21 protein-coding genes and 1 other RNA gene are annotated in these 21,451 nt (G+C 64.9%); 13 read left to right on the top strand and 9 right to left on the bottom strand.

Annotated features, from left to right (window positions below; genetic code table 11):
- The first annotated feature begins 50 nt into the window (after nt 1–50).
- From FAZ95_RS04760 to cobA, 6 genes are all read left to right on the top strand, one after another.
- On the top strand, nt 51–1,730 hold the full coding sequence (locus tag FAZ95_RS04760) for a nitrite/sulfite reductase (RefSeq protein WP_137331396.1): 1,680 nt from the start codon (nt 51–53) through the stop codon (nt 1,728–1,730).
- A gap of 28 nt (nt 1,731–1,758) precedes the next feature.
- A complete protein-coding gene (locus tag FAZ95_RS04765) occupies nt 1,759–2,304 on the top strand; it encodes a DUF934 domain-containing protein (RefSeq protein WP_137331397.1) in 546 nt (181 codons plus the stop codon).
- Nucleotides 2,301–3,062 (top strand): phosphoadenylyl-sulfate reductase, encoded by a 762-nt coding sequence (locus FAZ95_RS04770; protein ID WP_137331398.1) that lies wholly within the window; start codon nt 2,301–2,303, stop codon nt 3,060–3,062. Before FAZ95_RS04765 ends, FAZ95_RS04770 begins: the two co-directional genes overlap by 4 nt.
- 81 nt (nt 3,063–3,143) lie before the next feature.
- On the top strand, nt 3,144–4,109 hold the full coding sequence (gene cysD / locus FAZ95_RS04775) for a sulfate adenylyltransferase subunit CysD (RefSeq protein WP_137331399.1): 966 nt from the start codon (nt 3,144–3,146) through the stop codon (nt 4,107–4,109).
- 25 nt (nt 4,110–4,134) lie between these two features.
- Entirely contained in the window at nt 4,135–5,448 is a 1,314-nt protein-coding gene (locus tag FAZ95_RS04780; RefSeq protein ID WP_137331400.1) for a sulfate adenylyltransferase subunit 1, read from the top strand.
- Between the two features lie 85 nt (nt 5,449–5,533).
- Nucleotides 5,534–6,301 (top strand): uroporphyrinogen-III C-methyltransferase, encoded by a 768-nt coding sequence (gene cobA / locus FAZ95_RS04785; RefSeq protein ID WP_137331401.1) that lies wholly within the window; start codon nt 5,534–5,536, stop codon nt 6,299–6,301.
- 84 nt (nt 6,302–6,385) lie between these two features.
- Here cobA and FAZ95_RS04790 read toward each other — a convergent pair whose 3' ends face one another.
- The 3 genes from FAZ95_RS04790 to lptF are packed head-to-tail and all read right to left on the bottom strand — an operon-like array spanning nt 6,386 to nt 9,062.
- Nucleotides 6,386–6,772 carry a sirohydrochlorin chelatase gene (locus tag FAZ95_RS04790; protein WP_137334426.1) on the bottom strand — a complete coding sequence of 129 codons (387 nt, stop codon included), beginning with the start codon at nt 6,770–6,772 and terminating at the stop codon, nt 6,386–6,388.
- A gap of 40 nt (nt 6,773–6,812) precedes the next feature.
- A complete protein-coding gene (gene lptG / locus FAZ95_RS04795; RefSeq protein WP_137331402.1) occupies nt 6,813–7,961 on the bottom strand; it encodes an LPS export ABC transporter permease LptG in 1,149 nt (382 codons plus the stop codon).
- A gap of 3 nt (nt 7,962–7,964) precedes the next feature.
- Nucleotides 7,965–9,062, bottom strand: a complete 1,098-nt coding sequence (lptF, locus tag FAZ95_RS04800) for an LPS export ABC transporter permease LptF (protein WP_137331403.1) — start codon at nt 9,060–9,062, stop codon at nt 7,965–7,967.
- A gap of 139 nt (nt 9,063–9,201) precedes the next feature.
- Here lptF and FAZ95_RS04805 point away from each other — a divergent pair, with 139 nt between their 5' ends.
- From FAZ95_RS04805 to FAZ95_RS04815, 3 genes are all read left to right on the top strand, one after another.
- Nucleotides 9,202–10,713 carry a leucyl aminopeptidase gene (locus FAZ95_RS04805; protein ID WP_137331404.1) on the top strand — a complete coding sequence of 504 codons (1,512 nt, stop codon included), beginning with the start codon at nt 9,202–9,204 and terminating at the stop codon, nt 10,711–10,713.
- Nucleotides 10,714–10,972: 259 nt separating this feature from the next.
- Nucleotides 10,973–11,389 carry a DNA polymerase III subunit chi gene (locus FAZ95_RS04810; protein WP_137331405.1) on the top strand — a complete coding sequence of 139 codons (417 nt, stop codon included), beginning with the start codon at nt 10,973–10,975 and terminating at the stop codon, nt 11,387–11,389.
- Between the two features lie 99 nt (nt 11,390–11,488).
- Entirely contained in the window at nt 11,489–12,592 is a 1,104-nt protein-coding gene (locus FAZ95_RS04815; RefSeq protein WP_175425521.1) for a DUF2486 family protein, read from the top strand.
- A gap of 105 nt (nt 12,593–12,697) precedes the next feature.
- On the opposite strand, the gene ilvD is transcribed toward FAZ95_RS04815, so the two are convergent.
- Nucleotides 12,698–14,371, bottom strand: coding sequence for a dihydroxy-acid dehydratase (gene ilvD / locus FAZ95_RS04820; RefSeq protein ID WP_137331407.1), 1,674 nt, complete (start codon nt 14,369–14,371; stop codon nt 12,698–12,700).
- A 153-nt stretch (nt 14,372–14,524) separates the two neighbouring features.
- Here ilvD and FAZ95_RS04825 point away from each other — a divergent pair, with 153 nt between their 5' ends.
- Together FAZ95_RS04825 and lgt are read left to right on the top strand one after the other, a co-directional pair.
- Nucleotides 14,525–15,517: a LysR family transcriptional regulator gene (locus FAZ95_RS04825; RefSeq protein ID WP_137331408.1), complete on the top strand. Its 993-nt coding sequence runs from the start codon at nt 14,525–14,527 to the stop codon at nt 15,515–15,517.
- An 89-nt stretch (nt 15,518–15,606) separates the two neighbouring features.
- The gene (lgt, locus tag FAZ95_RS04830; protein WP_137331409.1) at nt 15,607–16,512 is read left to right on the top strand and encodes a prolipoprotein diacylglyceryl transferase; all 906 of its coding nucleotides are present in this window, start codon (nt 15,607–15,609) and stop codon (nt 16,510–16,512) included.
- 101 nt (nt 16,513–16,613) lie between these two features.
- On the opposite strand, the gene FAZ95_RS04835 is transcribed toward lgt, so the two are convergent.
- The 5 genes from FAZ95_RS04835 to FAZ95_RS04855 form a co-directional block, all read right to left on the bottom strand.
- Complete coding sequence (locus tag FAZ95_RS04835) at nt 16,614–17,345, bottom strand: SIMPL domain-containing protein (RefSeq protein WP_137331410.1); 732 nt, start codon at nt 17,343–17,345, stop codon at nt 16,614–16,616.
- A gap of 105 nt (nt 17,346–17,450) precedes the next feature.
- A complete protein-coding gene (locus FAZ95_RS04840; RefSeq protein ID WP_137331411.1) occupies nt 17,451–17,909 on the bottom strand; it encodes an EVE domain-containing protein in 459 nt (152 codons plus the stop codon).
- Nucleotides 17,910–17,974: 65 nt separating this feature from the next.
- Nucleotides 17,975–18,156, bottom strand: a non-coding RNA gene (gene ssrS / locus FAZ95_RS04845) — 6S RNA.
- Between the two features lie 229 nt (nt 18,157–18,385).
- On the bottom strand, nt 18,386–18,700 hold the full coding sequence (locus FAZ95_RS04850) for a cell division protein ZapA (RefSeq protein WP_137331412.1): 315 nt from the start codon (nt 18,698–18,700) through the stop codon (nt 18,386–18,388).
- Entirely contained in the window at nt 18,697–19,053 is a 357-nt protein-coding gene (locus tag FAZ95_RS04855; RefSeq protein WP_137331413.1) for an ATPase, read from the bottom strand. The genes FAZ95_RS04850 and FAZ95_RS04855 overlap by 4 nt, the downstream gene beginning before the upstream one ends.
- A 403-nt stretch (nt 19,054–19,456) precedes the next feature.
- Here FAZ95_RS04855 and FAZ95_RS04860 point away from each other — a divergent pair, with 403 nt between their 5' ends.
- Nucleotides 19,457–20,491 carry a FecCD family ABC transporter permease gene (locus FAZ95_RS04860; RefSeq protein WP_137331414.1) on the top strand — a complete coding sequence of 345 codons (1,035 nt, stop codon included), beginning with the start codon at nt 19,457–19,459 and terminating at the stop codon, nt 20,489–20,491.
- Nucleotides 20,488–21,354, top strand: coding sequence for an ABC transporter ATP-binding protein (locus FAZ95_RS04865; RefSeq protein WP_437437732.1), 867 nt, complete (start codon nt 20,488–20,490; stop codon nt 21,352–21,354). The genes FAZ95_RS04860 and FAZ95_RS04865 overlap by 4 nt, the downstream gene beginning before the upstream one ends.
- Nucleotides 21,355–21,451: the final 97 nt, after the last annotated feature.

Consider the following 21,451-nt stretch of genomic DNA (forward strand, 5'->3'; position numbering starts at 1 on the left):
ACGCTGCGTGGCTAGGACGCAGCGTGGCACATAGACACTGGGGTCCCCGAATGTACCAATACGATCAGTACGACCAGACACTCGTCGACGAGCGCGTCGCGCAGTACCGCGACCAGGTTCGCCGCCGCCTGTCGGGCGAATTGAGCGAGGAAGAGTTCCGTCCGCTGCGCCTGCAAAACGGCCTGTACATGCAGCGCCACGCGTACATGCACCGCATCGCGATTCCTTACGGCAACCTGCGCAGCGACCAGCTGCGCATGCTGGCGCGCATCGCACGCGAGCACGACCGCGGCTACGGCCATTTCTCGACGCGCACGAACATCCAGTACAACTGGATCAAGCTCGAAGAAACGCCGGAGCTGCTCGCGAAGCTCGCGTCGGTGCAGATGCACGGCATCCAGACCTCGGGCAACGACATCCGCAACATCACCGCCGACCAGTTCGCCGGCGTCGCGCCCGACGAAATCGTCGATCCGCGCCCGTGGGCCGAGATTCTGCGCCAATGGTCGACGTTCCACCCCGAGTTCAACTGGCTGCCGCGCAAGTTCAAGATCGCGGTGTCGGGCACGAAGGAAGACCGCGTCGCGGTGCAAATCCACGATTTGGGCGTCTATCTGTCGAAGAACGAAGCGGGCGAAGTCGTCTGCGCGATTCTCGCGGGCGGGGGCCTGGGCCGCACGCCGGTCATCGGCTCGGTGATCCGCGAAAACCTGCCGTGGCAGCACCTGCTCACGTATTGCGAAGCGGTGCTGCGCGTGTATAACCGCTTCGGCCGCCGCGACAACATGTACAAGGCGCGCATCAAGATTCTCGTGAAGGCGCTGGGGCCCGTGAAGTTCGCGCAGCAAGTCGAAGAGGAATGGCAGCACCTGAAGGACGGCCCGTCGACGCTCACGCAGGAAGAGTACGAGCGCATCGCGCAGTACTTCCAGCCGCCGGAATACGAGAAGCTGTCGGACACCGACGCCTCGTTCGAAAAGCATCTGCTCGAAAGCAAGCCGTTCGCGCGCTGGATCGAGCGCAACCTGCGTCCGCACAAGGTGCCGGGCTACGCGGCGGTGACGCTGTCGCTGAAGCCGGCAGTGGGCGCGCCTGGCGATGCCACCGACGTCCAAATGGAAGCCGTCGCCGACTGGGCGGACCAGTACTCGCTCGGCGAAATCCGCGTGTCGCACGAGCAGAATCTGATTCTCGCGAACGTGAAGAAGCGCGACCTGTACGCGCTGTGGGAAGACGCGAAGCAGCACGGTTTCGCAACGGCGAACATCGGCCTGCTGACCGACATCATCGCGTGCCCGGGCGGCGATTTCTGCTCGCTCGCGAATGCGAAGTCGCTGCCGATCGCGCAGGCGATCCAAGACCGCTTCAGCGATCTCGACTACGTGTACGACCTCGGCGACCTGTCGCTGAACATCTCGGGCTGCATCAACTCGTGCGGCCACCACCACGTGGGCAACATCGGCATTCTCGGCGTCGACAAGGACGGCTCCGAGTGGTACCAGGTGACGCTCGGCGGCGAGCAGGGCACGGGCGCCACGGGCGCACATCTGGGCCGCGTGATCGGGCCGTCGTTCTCGGCGGAGGAAATGCCGGACGTGCTGTCGAAGGTGATCGATACGTTTGTCGAGCACCGCGTCGACGGCGAGCGCTTCATCGACACGTACAACCGCATCGGCGTCGCACCGTTCAAGGAACGCGTGTACGCATCGCGTCAACCGGCGCACGCCTGATTCGCGACTGAGCTAAGGATTTTTGCAGATGACTTCGATTATCAAGAACCGCTCGGTGGTCAGCGACGACTGGACCGTCGTGCGTGCCTCGGAAGACGGCGCGCTGCCCGGCGTGGACGCGCTGCCGGCCGGCAAGGTGCTCGTGCCGCTCGCGTTGTGGCAGGCCGCGCGCGACACGCTGGTGGCGACCAAGAGCAAGGCCGAGCTTGGCGTCTGGCTCGCGCCGGACAGCGAACCGGCCGACATCGTGGCCGATTTCGACAAGATCACGCTGATCGGCGTCGATTTCCCGGTGTTCCGCGACGGCCGCGGCTACAGCACCGCGTACTTGCTGCGCAAGCGCCACGGCTGGACGGGCGAGCTGCGCGCGATCGGCGACGTGGCGCGCGACCACCTGCACCACCTCGCGCGCTGCGGTTTCGATGCGTTCGCCGTGCGCGCCGACAAGGACATCCACGACGCGCTGCGAGCTTTCACGGAGTTTTCGGTGCTCTATCAGGGCGCTGTCGACGACCCGAATCCGCTGTTCCGCCGCCGTGCGGCTGCGGCGGCTGCGCAAAAGGCTTCCGCATGAGCACAGCGAATACGTCCGCGGTCATCGACGACGCGCTCGCCGCGAAGATCGAGCGCCTGAACACGCTGATCGATGCGATCGCCGCGCGCCACGCCAAGGTCAAGCTCGCGAGCAGCCTCGCGGCGGAAGACATGCTGCTCACGCATGCGATCCTGTCGCGCGGCGCCAAGATCGGCATCTTCTCGCTGAACACGGGGCGCCTGCATGCCGAAACGCTCGGCATGATCGACCGCGTGCGCGAGCGCTACGGCTACGAGATCGAACAGTTCCACCCGCAGGCGGATGCGGTCGACCAATACGTCGCGGAGCACGGCCTGAACGCGTTCTACGAGAGCGTCGATCTGCGCAAGCGCTGCTGCGAAATCCGCAAGGTGGAACCGCTCAATCGCGCGCTCGCCGACGTCGAGGCCTGGGTGACCGGCCAGCGCCGCGAACAATCGGTAACACGCGCCGAGCTGCACGAGGAAGAAAAGGACGCCGCCCGTCAAATCGCTAAATACAATCCTTTAGTGGATTGGACTGAGGCGGACGTGTGGGCGTACTTGAAGGCGTTCGACGTGCCGGTCAACCCGCTGCATGCACGCGGCTACCCGAGCATCGGCTGCGAGCCCTGTACGCGTGCGATCCGCCCCGGCGAGGACAGCCGGGCAGGCCGCTGGTGGTGGGAGTCGCGCGACACGAAGGAATGCGGCTTGCACATCACGACGATCCCGATCGTCCCAGCCGCCGAAAACGCCGAGAACGCAACCGCCCGATAGCATCATCCGACGAATACTGCCGCAGCGCCGAGCCCACCGGGCGACACCGCTTGCGACGTGACGCTGAGAAGGACCCAGAACATGAGCACGACGCTCGAACCCACTACCGCCGCCCAACCGCTCTCCATCACGGCCAATCGTATGGATCACCTCGACTGGCTCGAAGCGGAGTCGATCTACATCCTGCGCGAACTGGTCGCCGAGTGCAGCAAGCCTGCGCTGCTGTTTTCGGGCGGCAAGGATTCCGTCGTCGTGCTGCATCTGGCGCTGAAGGCATTCGGCCTCGGCGCGAACCGCAAGACTTCGCTGCCGTTCCCGCTCGTGCACATCGACACGGGCCACAACTACGGCGAAGTGATCGACTTCCGCGATCGCCGCGCCGCCGAGATCGGTGCGGAGCTGGTGGTCGGCCACGTCGAAGACTCGATCAAGCGCGGCACGGTGCGTCTGCGCCGCGAGACCGATTCGCGCAACGCCGCGCAAGCGGTCACGCTGCTCGAAACGATCGAAGCGCACGGCTATACCGCGATGATCGGCGGCGCGCGCCGCGACGAAGAGAAGGCCCGCGCGAAGGAGCGTATCTTCTCGTTCCGCGACGAATTCGGCCAATGGGACCCGAAGGCGCAGCGCCCGGAACTGTGGAGCCTCTACAACGCGCGCCTGCACAACGGCGAGCATCTGCGCGTGTTCCCGATCTCGAACTGGACCGAACTCGACGTGTGGCAGTACATCGCGCGCGAAGGGCTCGAATTGCCGTCGATCTACTACGCGCACCACCGCGAGATCGTGCGCCGCAACGGGCTGCTCGTGCCGGTGACGCCGCTCACGCCGATGCGCGAAGGCGAGACGAGCGAGACGGCGCTGGTGCGCTTCCGCACCGTCGGCGACATCAGCTGCACGTGCCCGGTCGAAAGCGACGCGGACGATCTCGCGAAGATCATCGCCGAAACGGCCGTGACCGAAATCACGGAGCGCGGCGCGACGCGGATGGACGACCAGACCTCCGAAGCCGCGATGGAACAGCGCAAGAAGCAAGGGTATTTCTAAGCACACGAACGAGGGCAGGACAATCATGAGCATTCATCAAGCAGAAGACCTCGGCGTGTTGCGCTTCATCACCGCGGGCAGCGTCGACGACGGCAAGAGCACGTTGATCGGGCGCTTGCTGTACGACAGCAAGGCCGTGCTGTCGGATCAGTTGTCGGCGATCTCGCGCGCGAAGAACAAGCGCACGGCCGGCGACGAGATCGACCTCTCGCTGTTGACCGACGGCCTCGAAGCCGAGCGCGAGCAAGGCATCACGATCGACGTCGCGTATCGCTACTTCGCCACCGCCAAGCGCAAGTTCATCATCGCCGATACGCCGGGCCACGAGCAGTACACGCGCAACATGGTGACGGGCGCGTCGACGGCGCACGCGGCGATCATCCTCGTCGACGCGACACGCGTCACGTTCGAGAACGGCGCCGCCGTGCTCCTGCCGCAGACCAAGCGCCACAGCGCGATCGTCAAGCTGCTCGGCCTGCAGCACGTGATCGTCGCGATCAACAAGATGGACCTCGTCGAGTACAGCGAAACGCGCTTCAACGAGATTCGCGATGCGTACGTCGAATTGGCGCGCCAGCTGGGTCTCGCCGGCGTGCGCTTCGTGCCGGTGTCGGCATTGAAGGGCGACAACATCGTGACGGCGAGCGAGCGCATGCCGTGGTATGCGGGCGAGCCGCTGCTCGACGTGCTCGAGGCGCTGCCGGTCGAACCGGCCGCAAGCCACACGCTGCGTTTCCCGGTGCAATGGGTCGCGCGTCAGGACGGCAGCCAGGCCGACGACTTCCGCGGCTACATGGGCCGCGTCGAAGCGGGTGAAGTGAAGGTGGGCGACACCATTGTCGTGCTGCCGGCCAACCGCGAAGCGACGGTCGAGGAAATCATCGCGCCGGTGCCGGGCGGCACCGCGCAAGTCGATCGCGCGTTCGCGGGCCAGACCGTGACGATTCGCCTGGCGCAAGACGTCGACGTCTCGCGCGGCGATACCTTCGTGCTGCGCGAGCACGCGCCGCAACCGGCGAAGAAGCTCGACGCGGACCTCTGCTGGTTCGACGAGGAGCCGCTCTCGACGCAGCGCAAGTACCTGCTCAAGCAAACGACGAACACCGTGTTCGCCCGGATCGGCGCGATCAAGGAAGTGCTCGACGTGCATACGCTCTCGCACACGGGCGATGTGCACAACCTCAAGATGAACGACATCGGCCGCGTCTCGCTGACGCTGCAAAAGCCGATCGTCTGCGATGCGTACGACGCGCATCCCGGCACGGGCGCGTTCGTGCTGATCGACGAGGCGACGCACCATACCGTGGCGGCGGGGATGATTCGCGCGTACTCCGCGTGAAGCGCAGCGATCGATCGGTTTGGCACGCATTGGCAAACGTCGGCACAATTCGGGTTTAGACCGTAGACCAACGGGACGAATGCAAATGGGCAAGGTGTATCTGATCGGAGCGGGGCCGGGCGCGGCGGATCTCATTACCGTGCGCGGCGCGCGCCTCCTGGCGCAGGCGGAGGTGGTGCTGCACGACGCGCTCGTCGAGCCCGAGATGCTCGACTACGCGCCGCACGCGCGCAAGATCGCGGTCGGCAAGCGCTGCGGCAAGCGTTCGACCGCGCAGCAATTCATCAACAAGCAAATCGTCGATGCCGCGCGCGAGCACGCCGTGGTGGTGCGCCTGAAGGGCGGCGACCCGATGCTGTTCGGCCGCGCGGACGAAGAGATGCGGGCACTCGAAGAAGCCGGCATCGACTATGAAATCGTGCCGGGCATCACGGCGGCGCTCGCGAGCGCGGCGGCGATCAAGCGTTCGCTCACGCTGCGCGGCGTGTCGCGCAGCGTCGCGCTCGCCACGCATAGCCGTGCAGCCGACACCGAAGCGATTCGCGAGCAGGTGAACGCCGATTCGCTGGTCTTCTACATGGGCCGCGACAGCGCGCCCGATATCGCGCAGCAACTGATCGACGCGGGCCGCGCGGGCTCGACGCCCGTCGCGATCGTCGAGGCGTGCAGCACGCCGCGCGAGCGCATGCTGACGCTCACGCTCGAAGCGCTTGCGATGGGCGAGGCGCAGTTGTGGCTCGATCCGGCGCAGCCGAGCTTGCTGATGATAGGCGACGCATTTGCCGAGCGCGCTAGTGCCAGTGCCGGCACGAAGGAAGATGAGGCGCGCGCGGGGATGCTGCACGCGGCTTGAGCGAACGCGCTCGATGTGTCATGAAGCTCGGGTGATATCTGCCGCAGCGCAACGGGCGGCAGACGCGCGCCTAGTCTGTCGGACCTAGCCTGCGTTTCCCGCTTCCTGCAGGCAATACTGGACGATGGCGTCGAGCACGGCGTCGTCTTCACCCGCCGCCCCCGCGCAACGAATCTCCACCCCCGGATGTGCCGCCCGGCACACGTCGATCACGTTCGGCAGATCGCGCCGGACATGTCCTCCTTGACCGAAGAACACTGGTACGACCGTAATCTCGACGCAGCCCCCTGCCACCTGCTCGGCAATCGCCGTGGGCAAGTCCGGCGTCATCAGTTCGAGAAACGCGAGCGACACCGGCCCCGCCGTGGCTCCGCGCGCCGCGCGCAGCTTGGCGGCGAGCCGCTCGAACGGCTCGGCCCAGCGCGGATCGCGTGCGCCGTGGCCGAACAGGACGATGCCGTGCGTGCCCATCATGTGCTCCTCTCGCTGCAGACGTTGCCTGCAACGCGCGCTAGTGCCGGTCCACCCATTTCAAGCCGACGAGCCCGAGCACCAGGTAAATCAGGCCGGGCGTCGCCGCCGTAATCGGCGCGGGCCAGGTATTCAACGTGCCGATGTGCGAGAAGAGCGTGTTGAACAACTGGAAGCTCATGCCGAGCATGATGCCGCCGAACACCTTCACGCCGACCACGCCCGCGCGCGTATGGAGATACGCGAACGGCAGCGAAAGCACCAGCATCACGAGCACCGCGAACGGGTAGAGCAGCTTCTTCCAGAGCGCGATCTCGTAGCGCTGCGTATCCTGATGGTTCTCCGTCAAGTGCTGGATGTAGCGGAACAGATTGAACATCGACATCCGATCCGGCGACACCAGCAGCACCGACAGAATCTGCGGCGTCAGCTCCGAGCGCAGCGAGTATTCGGGCACGACGATCTGATTTGCGCGATAGACGGGGTTGAGCGCATCGGCCGGCTTGCCGTTCGCCGGCGCGATATCGGTCAACTGCGTATCGGTCACGCCGGTGAGCAGCCAATGCCCCGGCGACTGGTAGCGGCCCGTTTCTGCGATCCGCACGTTCGACAGACGGAACTTCGAATCGAACTCGTAGATGCGCACGTTGCTGATCGTCGAATCGGGCATCAGCTTGCCGACGTTGACGAAGCGCGTGACCTGCTCGCCGTCCTCGCGCTGGCTGAGCGTGTCTTTCACCCACACGCCCGATTCGAAGTTGGTCGACACGGCCGAGCCGAGCGCTTCGAGCCGCACTCGCTCCGAAAGCTGATCGGTGTACGGGCCGACCACTTCACCGATGAAGTACGTGACCGCCACGAGCGGAATGCCGATCTTCAAGAGCGAGCGCAGCGCCTGCCCAGTGGACAGTCCCGAGACGCGAAAGATCGTGTACTCGGAGTTCGCGGCCATCTGAGCGAACACATAGATCGCGCTGATCAGCGCCGCGACCGGAATGATTTCGTAGAAGCGCGACGGCGTCTGCAAGCCGACGCGCAGCACCGCGTAGCCGAACTTGTAATTGCCCTGGCCGACCGTGTTCAGCTCGTTGATGAGGTCGAAGAAGAAGAACAGGCCCGAGAACGCGAACAGGATGAAGACAAACGCGATGTAGACCTGACGCGCGAAGTACTTTTCGTAGATACGCATGTGTCAGGCCCCTTGCGAGCGCGTGAACATCGCGCGCGAAATCAGCGGCCGGTTGCGCACGCGCAGCCAGAACAGGAACACGACGAGCGCCGCGATGACGATGTGCAGGCCGACCAGGCCCACCGCGAACGACAGCTTGCCTTGCTCGATATACGACTGGACGATGTTGAGCAGGTTCGAGTACGTGAAGAAGATCAGGACGGCCATCACCAGGTTGATCGTGCGTCCGCGGCGCGGGTTCTGGTAGGCGAGCGGAATGCCCAGCAGCATCAGGTTGATCGCCATCAGCGGCAGGCCCGTGCGCCACGCGAATTCGGCGAGCTTGTCGGGGTTCGGATGGCGGAACAGGGCGGGCGTGGACATGCCGCGCGTCGTCTGCTGATTCACGACCGGCGTGCTCGTGATCTTCACGCCGTAACGCTCGAACTCCATGATGCGGAAATCGGGCTTGCCGGGCTCGCCATCGTAGCGGCGGCCGTTATCGAGCACGACGAAGCGGTCGCCGTTCTTCATCGTTTCAGTGTGGCCGCGGTTCGACACGACCACGTTGACCTTGCCGTTCTCGGTGCTCGTCACGAAGACGTTTTCGACGCGGCTCTGGTCGGGTGTCATCTTCTCGATGAAGAACACGCGATGGCTGGCGGGCGATTCGCGGAACTGGCCCGCCGCCAGCAGGGAAACTTCGTCGCGCTGCTGGAAGCGCTCGCGGATCAGCTTGCTCTGCGCGTTCGACCACGGCCAGCCGACGTACGCGAAGAACGCGACGAGCAGGATGATCGGCGCGGAAAACGTCGCGATCGGTTTGATGAAGCGCACGAGGCTCACGCCGGAGGCGAGCCAGACCACCATTTCGGAGTCGCGGTACCAGCGCGTGAGCACGAAGAGGATCGAGACGAACAGCGTGACGACGAGCATCACGGCGAGATAGCCGATGATCTGCAGGCCGATCAGCACGACGACGTCCTTCGGATCGACCTCGCCGGACGCGGCGAAGCCGACGATGCGGATCATCAGCGTCGTCAGGAAGATGGTGAGCAGCACCATGAATACGGCACCGGCCGTATACGCGAGTTCTCGCTGCAGGGAGCGTTCGAAAATCATTCTTGAGGCAGAGTGGGCGGGGTGCCAGACGTTGCAATAAAGGCGATTGGAACGCCTCGCCAACTTCCGTCGCGGGAAAAATAGCGGATAATTGCGGCTTTCATCCTAAGCCTAGATATTTTATCCGAGGACAAGCGCGATGGACTTTAGCATAAAAGCCTGTGATTGGACCAAGGGCACAACCAACGTGTTCCTGACCGGGAAATCCGACTGTATCGTGCTCGGCATCTTCGAGTCGCAGACCCTTTCGGGCGCGGCGCTCGAAATCGATACCGCGACCAAGGGCCTCATCACCCGCATCATCAAGGCGGGCGACATGGACGGCAAGAGCGGTACTACGTTGTTTTTGCACGAAGTTTCCGGCATCGGGGCCTCGCGCGTCCTGCTGGTGGGCTTGGGCAAGCAGGATGCTTTCGGACAAAAGGCTTACGGCGAGGCCGTGCGCGCCGCGTGGCGCGCGCTGCTCGGCACCAAGGTCGTCCAGGTCACGTTCACGCTCGCGCAACTGCCGGTGCAGGAGCGTTCGGCCGACTGGGCCGTGCGTGCCGCGATCCTCGCGCTGCGCGGCGAGACCTATAAGTTCACCCAGATGAAGAGCAAGCCCGAGGCCACGCAGCGGGCCTTGAAGCGCATCGTCTTCAGCATCGACACCGCCGACGAGAAGGCCGCCAAGGTCGCCGCGAAGCAGGGCGTCGCGCTCGCGAACGGCATCGACTTGACGCGCGACCTCGGCAACCTGCCGGGCAACGTCTGCACGCCGACCTACCTCGCGAACACCGCGAAGAAGCTCGCGAAGGACTGGAAGCTCAAGGTCGAGGTGCTCGGCGAGAAGCAGCTCGAAGCGCTCAAGATGGGCTCGTTCCTGTCGGTGACGAAAGGTTCGGTCGAGCCGGCGCAGTTCATCGTGCTGCAGTATCAGGGCGGCGCGGCGAAGGCGGCGCCTGTGGTGCTGGTCGGCAAGGGCATCACGTTCGACACCGGCGGTATTTCGCTCAAGCCCGGCGAGGGCATGGACGAGATGAAGTACGACATGTGCGGCGCCGGCTCGGTGCTCGGCACGCTGCGCGCGGTCGCCGAAATGGGCTTGAAGATCAACGTGGTCGGCATCATCCCGACCTGCGAGAACATGCCCAACGGCAACGCGACGAAGCCGGGCGACATCGTCACGAGCATGGCCGGTCTCACGATCGAAGTGCTCAACACCGACGCCGAAGGCCGCCTGATCCTGTGCGATGCGCTGACCTACGCCGAGCGCTTCAAGCCGGCCGCCGTGATCGACATCGCGACGCTGACGGGCGCCTGCATCATCGCGCTCGGCCACCACAACAGCGCCCTGTACTCGAAGGACGATGCGCTTGCGGGCGAGTTGCTCGACGCGTCGCGCGAGGCGTCGGACCCGGCTTGGCGCATGCCGCTCGACGAGGAATACCACGAGCAGCTGAAGTCGAATTTTGCGGATCTCGCGAACATCGGCGGCCGTCCGGCGGGCAGCGTGACGGCGGCGTGCTTCCTGTCGCGCTTCACCGAAGCGTACCCGTGGGCGCACCTCGACATCGCCGGCACGGCGTGGAAGAGCGGCGCAGCGAAGGGCGCGACGGGGCGTCCGGTGCCGCTGCTCGCGCAGTTCCTGATCGACCGCGCCGCGCAATGATCGATCGCGGTATCGCTTGCTGCGTCATCGGCGGCGCCCGTGAGGCGCGCCGCCGAGCTTTGCATGGGGCCGGAGTCAGCGCGAAAAGCGCCAACTCCGGATCGGCAGCTTTGCATGGGACCGGAGTAAGCGCTAAAAGCGCTAACTCCGGATCGCTAGCTTTGCATGGGACCGGAGTAAGCGCTAAAAGCGCTAACTCCGGATCGCTAGCTTTGCATGGGACCGGAGTCAGCGCTAAAAGCGCTAACTCCGGATCGCAATGACGCGGATCGACTTTCATACGAATGTCGGCGATTCGCTGCTGTACGCGTGCCGGCTCGCCCGCAAGGCTTACCAGGCGGGCCAGCCGCTCGTGGTGCTCGCCGAGCCCGCGCGCCTGCGCGCGTTCGACGAGCGTCTGTGGACGTTCTCGCCGCTCGATTTCATTCCCCACTGCATGGCGGACAACGCGCTCGCCAAAGAGACGCCCGTCGTGCTGACGAGCGATCTCGAGAGCGCGCCGCATCATCAGATCCTGCTGAACCTCGGCGCGACGGTGCCCGCGCAGTTCGCGCGTTTCGAACGCTTGCTCGAAGTGATCGGCAACGCACAAGACGAACTCGTTGCCGGCCGCGAACGCTATCGTTTCTATCGCGACCGCGGGTATGCTTTGAACAACTATAAGCAAGGCGCCTGACGCTCGAATCGTCTGCCTTTTGGTTGACCTCGCTTGGGCGGGATGCGGCACGACGATTGCTGCATCTCCCGTCAGCGCAATCATCGACGGAGTTCACCCGTGCCCGATCCCAACGACGACAACGCGTTTCCCGTGCTGACCGACGTGCTCGTGCAGGGCAAGCCGGAGCCAAAGCCGGCCGAAGAGAAAAAAGTACCGGCGCCAAGCGGTGAGCCCCTTCCCGATGACGCATCGATTCCGACGCTCAACGAAGTGCTGACGCCAGGTCTCGCGGGACACGCCCGCAGCGAGGCGCCACGGCCGAAGGAGCCTGCTGCGGAGCCGGGCGCGAGCGCGCCCGCCGCCGTGCGCGAGCCGGTGCCGGTGCCGGCCGCTACGCCGGATGAAGACTCGTTTCCAGTGTTGACCGACGTGGTCGCGTCCGGCATTGCCGACTGGGCCGCAAGCGTCGCGGAATCCGATTCCGATGAAGCGGCGGGCAGACACGCCGCGCCTACGCACGAAAGCGCGCCATCGGCTCCGATCGAGCCTGCCGGGCACGAGGCTGCCGCGCGGGGGATCGCGGCGCACGAGCCCCCCGTTGAGCACGACGCCGACGCGCAAGCCAAGGCGTCGCGCGTACAACCGGAGGCGAGCGCATCGCATGCCGCCGCCGAAGTCGTCGAGGGTGCGCCGGCCTCGCCCGTTGCCGCCGATGAGGAAGACAAACCGGCGCCTGCGGACGAAGCCCACGCTCATCACCACACAGGGCGCAGCAGCCATCACGCCAAGTCGCAGACGCAGCCCGAGGAGACGCACGACGAGGACGAGCAGACCGAAACGCATCGCGCGAAATCTCACGCGCAACACGCGTCCACGGACGAGCAACATGTGGAAACGCCTGCTCACCATCGCACCAAGTCACACCGCGCGACGGCTCATTCGAAGGCCCATCACCCGGACGATGCGCATGACGTTGCCGTCACGGCGTTGGACGCGGACATCATCGCAGAGCGCCTGCGCGGACGTTTTGCGAGCTATCTGATGGGCGAGGGGCGCGGCTTCATCGAGGCGCGCTGCCGCGACGCGCTGCAGGACCAGACGAATTGGCTCGTGAACCAGATCACGCGCGAAGTCGCGTTGGCGCTCGAAGTGGAAGTGGCGGGCTGGGTTCGCGAAGCGGTGCGGGAAGCGCTCGCGAAGCACGCCGATAACGCTTCTTGAGCTGATTTCAGCGTCTTTATTTCAGCGTCCTCATTTCAGTCATTACCCAGGCGGCGAGCGCGTCGTTTGCTTTTTTCACCATCGCTCGCCGTCGCTGAAAGACCCTCAACCCGTCACCGCCCCCTTGTTCGCCGGGCGCGCCAGTGCCGCGTATTTCGCCAGCACGCCGCGCGTATAGCGTGGCGCCGGCTGCTTCCACGCGGCGCGGCGGCGCTCGAGTTCGGCATCGTCGACATTCAATTGCAGCAGCAGCTTGTGGGCGTCGATCGTGATCGAGTCGCCTTCCTGCACGAGACCGATCATGCCGCCGACGAACGCTTCCGGCGCGACGTGTCCGACCACCATGCCCCAGGTGCCACCGGAAAAACGTCCGTCGGTGATGAGGCCGACCGATTCGCCGAGCCCCTTGCCGATCAGCGCCGACGTGGGCGCGAGCATTTCCGGCATGCCGGGGCCGCCTTGCGGGCCGAGGTAGCGCAGCACGAGCACATCGCCCGCCTGGATCTTGTCGTCGAGGATCGCCTGCAGCGCGCTTTGTTCGTCGTCGAATACGCGCGCCGGGCCGGTGATCGCCGGATTCTTGAGGCCCGTGATCTTCGCGACCGCACCTTCCGGTGCGAGATTGCCCTTGAGGATCGCGAGGTGGCCTTCCTTGTAGAGCGCCTGGTCGATCGGGAAAATCACTTGCTGGTCCGCGCGCGGCTTGCTCGGCACGTCCTTGAGCTCCTCGGCGAGCGTCTTGCCGGTGATCGTGATGCAGTCGCCATGCAGAAGGCCCGCGTCGAGCAGGATCTTCATCACCTGCGGGATACCGCCGGCCTTGTGCAGATCGGTCGCGACGTAATCGCCCGAAGGCTTCAGGTTGCAGATCACCGGCACTTTCTTGCGCATGCGCTCGAAATCGTCGATCGACCATTCGACTTCGGCCGCGTGCGCAATTGCCAGGTAGTGCAGCACGGCATTGGTCGAGCCGCCCGTCGCCATGATGACGGCCACGGCGTTCTCGATCGATCGCTTCGTGATGATGTCGCGCGGCTTCAAGTCCTGCTTCACCGCTTCGACCAGCACGCGCGCCGATTCGGCGGCCGAGCCGACCTTCTCGTCGTCGGGGTTTGCCATCGTCGACGAATACAGAAGCGACATGCCGAGCGCCTCGAACGACGAGCTCATCGTGTTCGCCGTGTACATGCCGCCGCACGAGCCCGTGGTCGGGCACGCGTTCTGCTCGACCCCTTCGAAATCTTCCTGCGTCATGCGCCCGGCCGTGAATTCGCCGACGGCCTCGAACGACGACACGATCGTCAGGTCGCGGCCTTTCCAGTTGCCCGGCTTGATCGTGCCGCCGTAGACATAGATGCCCGGCACGTTGATGCGTGCGAGCGCGATCATGCCGCCCGGCATGTTCTTGTCGCAGCCGCCGATCACGACTACGCCGTCCATCCACTGGCCTTGCACGCAGGTCTCGATGCAGTCGGCGATCACTTCGCGCGACACGAGCGAGTACTTCATGCCTTCGGTGCCCATCGACATGCCGTCCGAGATCGTCGGCGTGCCGAAGATCTGCGGGTTCGCGTCGGCGCCTTTGACCGCGGCGACCGCCGCATCGGCCAGGCGCTGCAGGCCGGCGTTGCAGGGCGTGATGGTCGAGTGGCCGTTGGCGATGCCGATCATCGGCTTGTCGAAGTCTTCCTTCTGGTAGCCGAGCGCGTAGTACATCGAGCGGTTGGGCGAGCGCGCGACGCCCTGCGTGACGTTTTTCGAGCGACGGTTGTAAGGCATGGGGGACTCCGGTGGGGGTTGATCCGGCGTTTCTGGGGTGGCGCTCGAACGAGCGCTCAGGGTGTGTCGGCAAAGAATGCGGTTTCTCTTGACGAGTGTCCAATATATTATTGATCGCCTATTAGGTCGAAATACATATCATTGGATCGAGTCGTGACACCGGATCTGCGCCAATTGCGCTACTTCGTGGCGGTTGCCGAGGAACGGCACTTCGGGCGGGCTGCGGCGCGGCTCTCGATGACACAGCCACCGCTCTCGCAGGCGATTCGCGCGCTCGAGGAGACGCTTGGCGTCGAACTTTTCGCGCGCACGAAGCGCTCGGTCGAGCTGACCGCGGTAGGCGCCGATTTGCTGCCCGAGGTCCGCAGGCTGCTCGCGAGCGCCGACGGCTTGAGGCCGCTCGCGCAAAGTCTCGCGCGCGGCGAAGCGGGCGTGCTGTCGCTCGCGTTCGTCTCCACGGCCGATTACGGGCTGCTGCCGCGTCTGTTGCGCGATTTCGGCACGCGCTATTCGCGGGTGCGGCTGCAACTCGCCGAGGCGACGAGCGACGTGCAGATCGACGAGCTCGTGGCGGGGCGCATCGATGCCGGCCTCGTGATTCCACCGCTGCCGCCGCGCCACGCGGCGCAGCTCTCGTATCTGCCGATCGCGCGCGAACCGCTCGTGATCGCGATGTCGACCGAAGCCGCCGAGCAGGCAGGCTGCCGCCGCGATCGCGGTCAGCTCGCCGATTGGGACGACGAGCCGGTGAGCCTCTCTGCGCTCGCCGACGCGCCGCTCGTGATTTTCCCGCGCCGTCTCGCGCCGGGCTTCTACGACATCATCATGGATTGCTACGACGCGGCCAAACTCACGCCCCGCATCGGGCAAGAGGCCATCCAGATGCAGACGATCGTCAGCTTGGTCTCCGCGGGGATGGGTGTCGCGCTGGTGCCGCAATCGTTGCGCAACCTGCGGCGCACCGGGGTGGTGTACCGGCCGCTCGTGGGGGCGGTGCCGGTCGTCGAGACGGGGCTCGCGTGGCGCACCGCCGAGGTAAGCCCCGTGTTGGCTGGCTTCATCGACATCGTGCGCGCCCATGCGGCGGCCTTCGTCGACGAGCCGGGCCAGCGGGGCGGGGCAAAGCGGCGTGCCCGCTCGCGCTAGCGAGCCAGCGGCAGTGCCGGTGATGTAAGGCTTTTATGACATCATTACGGGCGTCCTAGCTCGATCCCCTTTCTGATCCACACCGATTCATGTTTATCCACCCCAATTTCGATCCCGTTGCGATTCATCTCGGTCCGCTCGCCGTGCGCTGGTACGGCCTCATGTATCTGGTGGCGTTCATCATGGCGATCGTCGTCGGCCGCCTGCGGCTGCGTCTGCCGCATGTCGCCGCGCAAGGCTGGACCCCGAAGGACATCGACGACATGCTGTTCTACGGCGTGCTCGGCACGATTCTCGGCGGCCGTCTCGGCTACGTCCTGTTCTACAAGGCGAGCTATTACTTCGCGAATCCGCTCGACATCTTCAAAGTCTGGGAAGGGGGCATGTCGTTTCACGGCGGCTTTCTCGGCGTGACGTTCGCGATGATCCTGTTCGCGTATCAGCGCAAGCGCACGTGGCTGCAAGTGACCGATTTCGTCGCGCCGATGGTGCCGACGGGGCTCGCCGCGGGGCGTCTCGGCAACTTCATCAACGGCGAACTATGGGGTCGTGTGACCTCGCCGGATGCGCCGTGGGCGATGATGTTCCCCACTGCGGCGAACGAGGATGCCGGGTGGCTCGCGACGCATCCGCAGCTCGCGGCGAAATGGAATCTGGCCGATGTGTACGCGCACTATCACATGCTGCCGCGCCATCCGTCGGAGCTGTATGAGATCGCGCTCGAAGGCGTCGCGCTCTTTCTCGTGCTGTGGTTCTTCACCCGCAAGCCGCGCCCGGTCGGGGCTGCGTCGGCGGTATTCTTGATCGGCTATGGCCTCGCGCGCTTCACGGTCGAATTCGCGCGCGAGCCCGACGATTTTCTCGGTCTGCTGGCGATGGGCTTGTCGATGGGGCAGTGGCTGTCGCTGCCGATGATCATCGCGGGCGTGGGCCTGCTCGTGTGGTCGTACCGGCGCGCGCGGCGCATGCAGTCGCAGACTGTGAACGCGAGTTGATGCACGCAAGAAGGCGTGACTCGATCCGCGCCTGAATGCGAAAACGCCGGCATGTGCCGGCGTTTTTTTTCGGCTAGGAGCGCGGTGTGTTTCGCGCGCGCTCAGCGCGTCATCTGCACGGAGCCCGACACGTTGACGGTGACCGTCGTCGTGCCGCCTTCGATCGGAACCGGCGCGGACGACTTTGCGCTGGCGCCCATCGGCGCCGCCATGGCCATCATGACGGGCCGCGGCGAGATGCCGTTGTGGCCGACGTTGACGTCGCGAATCGTATAGCCGGTGTAGCCGAACGCTTGCGCGGCCGCAGTCGCTTGCTGGCGGAACGACGCGATCGCCTGGCCGCTCAGCTTTTCTTCCGCCGCGCGCTGGGCTTCCGGCGACAGCGAGAATGTGACGTTGCCCACTTGCATGTTCGCGCTCATTTGACCGGCGAGCTTCGAGGCCGCGGCGAAATCGCGCGATTCGAGCACGACCTCGGTGCGGCCGCGCCATGCGGAGATGCGGCCGTCACGGTCAGTCGACGGATAGATCGAGAACGAGCCGGTGCGCGCCGTCACGCCGGACACGCCTTTCGCTTGCTTCAGCGCCGCGTCGGCGCGCTGGTTCAGCGCGTCGGTGAGCGAGGCCGGATCTTTCGCTTCCTGCTCGTAGAAGAGCGTGATGTTGACGACGTCTTGGGCTACCTCGCTGCTGGCCTGCGCGGAGAGCGACAGCACGCCGGACGGCTGGTTTTGCATGACGATCGTATCGGCTCGCGCGGCAGGCGCAAGCGAGAGCGCGACAGGCAACGCAAAAGCGGCAGCGGCGAGCGCCACCGCGGTTTTCCTTTTCATGGTCTGACTCCTTCGATATGGCACAACGCTTGCGAGCCCGTTAGTCGGGCGCATCGCTGCCTTAGTTCCCTAATTGGAATGCGCGCTCGGCGCAGCCATCACGCGTTAGACGAGCCGCTTCGTGATGAAGCGCCATTCGGTGTCCGTCACCGGCGTGATCGACAGACGATTGCCTTTGGCGAGCACGCGCATGTCGGCGAGTTCGGCATGTTCGCGCAGCGCCGCGAGCGAAATCAGCGGCGTTTTCTTGACGAAACGCACGTCGACGAGCATCCAGCGCGGCGTTTCCTGCGTCGACTTCGGATCGAAGTAATCGCTCTTCTTGTCGAATTGCGTCGGGTCGGGGTAGGCGGTGGAGATGACTTCGGCGAGACCGGCGATACCGGGTTCCGGACAGCTCGAGTGATAGAACAGGACGCCGTCGCCGATTTGCATCGTGTCGCGCATGAAGTTGCGCGCCTGATAGTTGCGCACGCCGGTCCACGGCAGCGTTTGATTGGGGGCGTTGGCGAGATCGTCGATGCTTGCTTCGTCCGGTTCGGACTTCATCAGCCAGTAGCGCATGGTATCGCCCTCGTTTTTACGGCCCCAAATGAAAACGGCACCGGAGGGTATCCGATGCCGTTAAATAGGTCCCCGCCATAGCCGCTAGGCCGGCATCCTGAACCTGAGGTTCAGAATTGGTCGCAGTTAGCAGCACTTCGGGTACATCAGACAGAGTGACGCGCACACCCGTGCTACAAATTTCCGCAACCGTGCACATGGCATTGGTTCAAGGAATATATGACCTTGGCGAACCAGGCAGGGAAGCTGCTAAAACTATTTGCAACTCAGCGCTGCTTTAACGACAACTCGCGAAAGGTCTTCGCACAATCATTAAAACGTTTGCCGAATTGCGACTGGCGTTGCCGCCAGTTGATGATCGAAACTCTATTGGAAGCACCGCCCGGTTGGCAAGCGTTTTGATTCATTCGCTTGCGATGGCGCATGCTGTTACTACTGTTGCATTTGCCACGGCCGCTACTGCGGTTGCCGCGCGGTTACTGCATTCCGTGCTGCTCGATGACTGCGTTGAGCTGCTCGTTCATTTGGCGCATTGTACGCCGGATTTCCTCGGCGGGAAACGCTTCGCCGTGGCGAATGCTCTCTTGCAGCTTAAGCAATTCCGATGCGAGCGAGAGCGCGGCCATCACGGCGATGCGGTCCTGGCCGCGCACGGAACTGTGCGTGCGGATCTTCGTCATTTCCGAATCGACGCGCGCCACCGCTTCGAGCAGCGCGGCTTCGGTTTCGGGCGAGCACGCAAGGCGATAGGGCTGGCCAAGAATCGAGACTTCGATCTGCTTGGTCGTCATGCGTTTTCTCCGTGTCGGTTGGATTCGCCGTGTTCTTCATCCTCTTGTTGCGAGGAGGCGAGGAGATCGAGCTGGCTATCCGGTTCGTACTGCCCCTTCGCGCGCGGCAGCTTTTCCAAAATGGCGTTCAAGCGCACCTGGGCGTCATCGATCTTCGCGGACAGCGCGTCGCGTTCCGCTTGCAGCGTGTTGCGTTCTTCGCGCAGCAGTGCAAGCTCCGCACGGGCCACTTCGTTTTCCGCGCGCAATTGCGCGAGTTGTTCTTCAAGCGCGTGACGGGCCTGCAGATGGCGCTCATTGATCGCGACCAGCCGGCCTATATTCTGTGACAATGTTTCGAGTTCGTTGAGCATGTGCTGCGTCCTCTAAAGACCCCGCATTTTAGCGCGGATTAAATGCGTTTCCGATAATTGTCTCGTTTCTAGACGTAACAGCATCGCTTCTTGCCGCCAAAACGCGTGCGAGCATCATCGCGAGCGGGTTTTCGCGGCGCAATCGTCGCACAGAAAACCCCTGCAAAATACGGGTTTGATGATTCTTGACGCTTCCTGGCCCCGCTCCTACACTTCCCGGCCGCGCGCGCCCGACTATCGGCGCGAGAGCGGTCTGTCCGGCCAGTGCGGCGCTTGCCATGCGCCGGCTCGAGGGGAGTGCGGTCCGGGCACGCCACTTCATGTTTCTGAACCCAGTGGACGAAGACAACGATACCGATCTCGTGCGGCAACGAGCCGTGTCACAGCGCATGAGCGACGCGCGATGAGCCGGGCTGCGCTCGTGTCGCCGCATGGCATGACCGCAAAGCGCGCGGCCGCGATCTGGCTCGTGCTGGGCGCGCTCGCGCTCGCGGTGTTCGTCGTCTCGCTCGGGCTCGGCAGCGTCGCCGTTTCGCCGCAGCGAGTGTTGTCGGCGCTGCTGCATCGTCCCGGCAATGAGGGCGACGTCGCGGGCGAAATCGTGCGCACGCTGCGCCTGCCGCGCGCGCTGGCGGGCTTCGCATGCGGTGCGCTGCTCGCCTTGGCGGGCGCGCTCTTGCAAGTGCTGTTGCGCAATCCGCTCGCGGAACCCTACGTGCTCGGCGTCTCGGGCGGCGCGGCCACGTTCGCCGTGATCGCGATGATGGCGGGCTTGGCGTGGTGGTGGGTCGATGCCGCGTCGTTCGCGGGAGCGTTCGTGTCGATCCTGCTCGTGCTCGGTCTTGCGCGCCGCGAATTGTGGCGCGGCGAGCCGCAGGATGCGTCGCCGCGTTTGCTGTTGACGGGCGCCGTGATCGCGGCGGGGTGGTACGCCTGTATCACGCTGCTGCTGTCGCTCGCGCCCGAGAGTCATTTGCGCGGCATCCTCTTCTGGCTCACCGGCGACTTGAACGGCGTCGGCACGGCGTGGCCCGCGTTGGCTGCGCTCGCCGTCGCGCTCGTGGCGATCGTGCCGGTGGCACCCCAGCTCAATGTGCTGTTGCGCGGCGATTCGGCTGCGCTTGCGCTCGGCGTTCCCGTCGTGCGATTGCGTTTGCGCGTCTATCTGGTCGCATCGCTCGCGGCGGCCGCGGCGGTGACCACCGCCGGCACGATCGGCTTTATCGGGCTCGTCGTGCCGCACGCGTTGCGGCTTTCGTGCGGCAACGATCAGCGCATGCTGCTGCCCGCGTCGGCGCTGGCGGGCGGCGTCGCCGTGATGGGCGCCGACCTGGTCGCGCGCACCGTCGTCGCGCCGGCGCAATTGCCGGTGGGCGTCATCACGGTGCTGATCGGCGTACCGGTGTTTCTGTGGATGCTCTTAGCGAGGCCGCGATAACGATGCGCACCGCTCCGACTCCCGCTTCCCGCTTCGACGCCGCCGGCCGCGCACCGCAATTGTCGGCGCAGCGTCTGACGCTGCGCGCAGGTTCGCGCACGCTGCTCGAAGACTTCACGCACACGTTCTATCCCGGCGAGATCTGGTGCATAGCCGGCCCGAACGGCGCGGGCAAGACGACGTTGATCTCCACGCTCGCGGGTTTGATGAAGAGCGCGCACGGGCACGTCGAAATGGATGGCGTGCGCCTCGCGGACTGGCCGGGCGTCGAGCTCGCGCAACGTCGCGCGCTGATGCCGCAAAGCATTCGCGATGCGTTCAGCGCACGCGTGCTCGATATCGTGCTGCTCAATCGCTTTCCGCATCTGACGGGCTGGGGCTGGGAACGCGACGACGATCGCGCGGCGGCGCAGGCCGCGCTCGACGCGCTCGGCCTCGCACCCCTCGCATCGCGCGACGTGCTGTCGCTGTCGGGCGGCGAGCGGCAGCGCGTGGCGCTGGCTGCCGCGCTGTGCCAGGACGCGCCGCTCCTGCTGCTCGACGAACCGCTCGCGCATCTGGACCTGCATCATCAGATCGATTGCTTCGAGACGCTCACGCATTGGACAACGGGGGCGCACGCCGCGTCGCGCACGGTCATTTTGTCGTGTCACGATTTGAATCTGGCACGCCGCTTTGCGACGCATGCGCTGCTGATGGACGGCAACGGAGCGGCGCATGCCGGCCCGGTGCGCGATGTGTTGACGCCCGCGCTCGCGAGCCGTGCGTTCGGCTATCCGCTCGTGCTGATCGAGGACGCGGGGTACGAGGCGCTGGTGCCTGCAGTGCGGGGCGGGCCGGCGAGCGCGCCGAAACTTTTGTAAGGCGCATGCGGTTTTACCGAATTAACAGGCTGTGCCACTCCAGGTAGGGTGGTCACAGTGTGATGGCAGGCCGCATGTGCGCGCTATATGGCCTATA

The organism is Trinickia violacea (assembly GCF_005280735.1).
In the GTDB taxonomy this organism is placed as follows: Bacteria; Pseudomonadota; Gammaproteobacteria; order Burkholderiales; family Burkholderiaceae; genus Trinickia_A; species Trinickia_A violacea.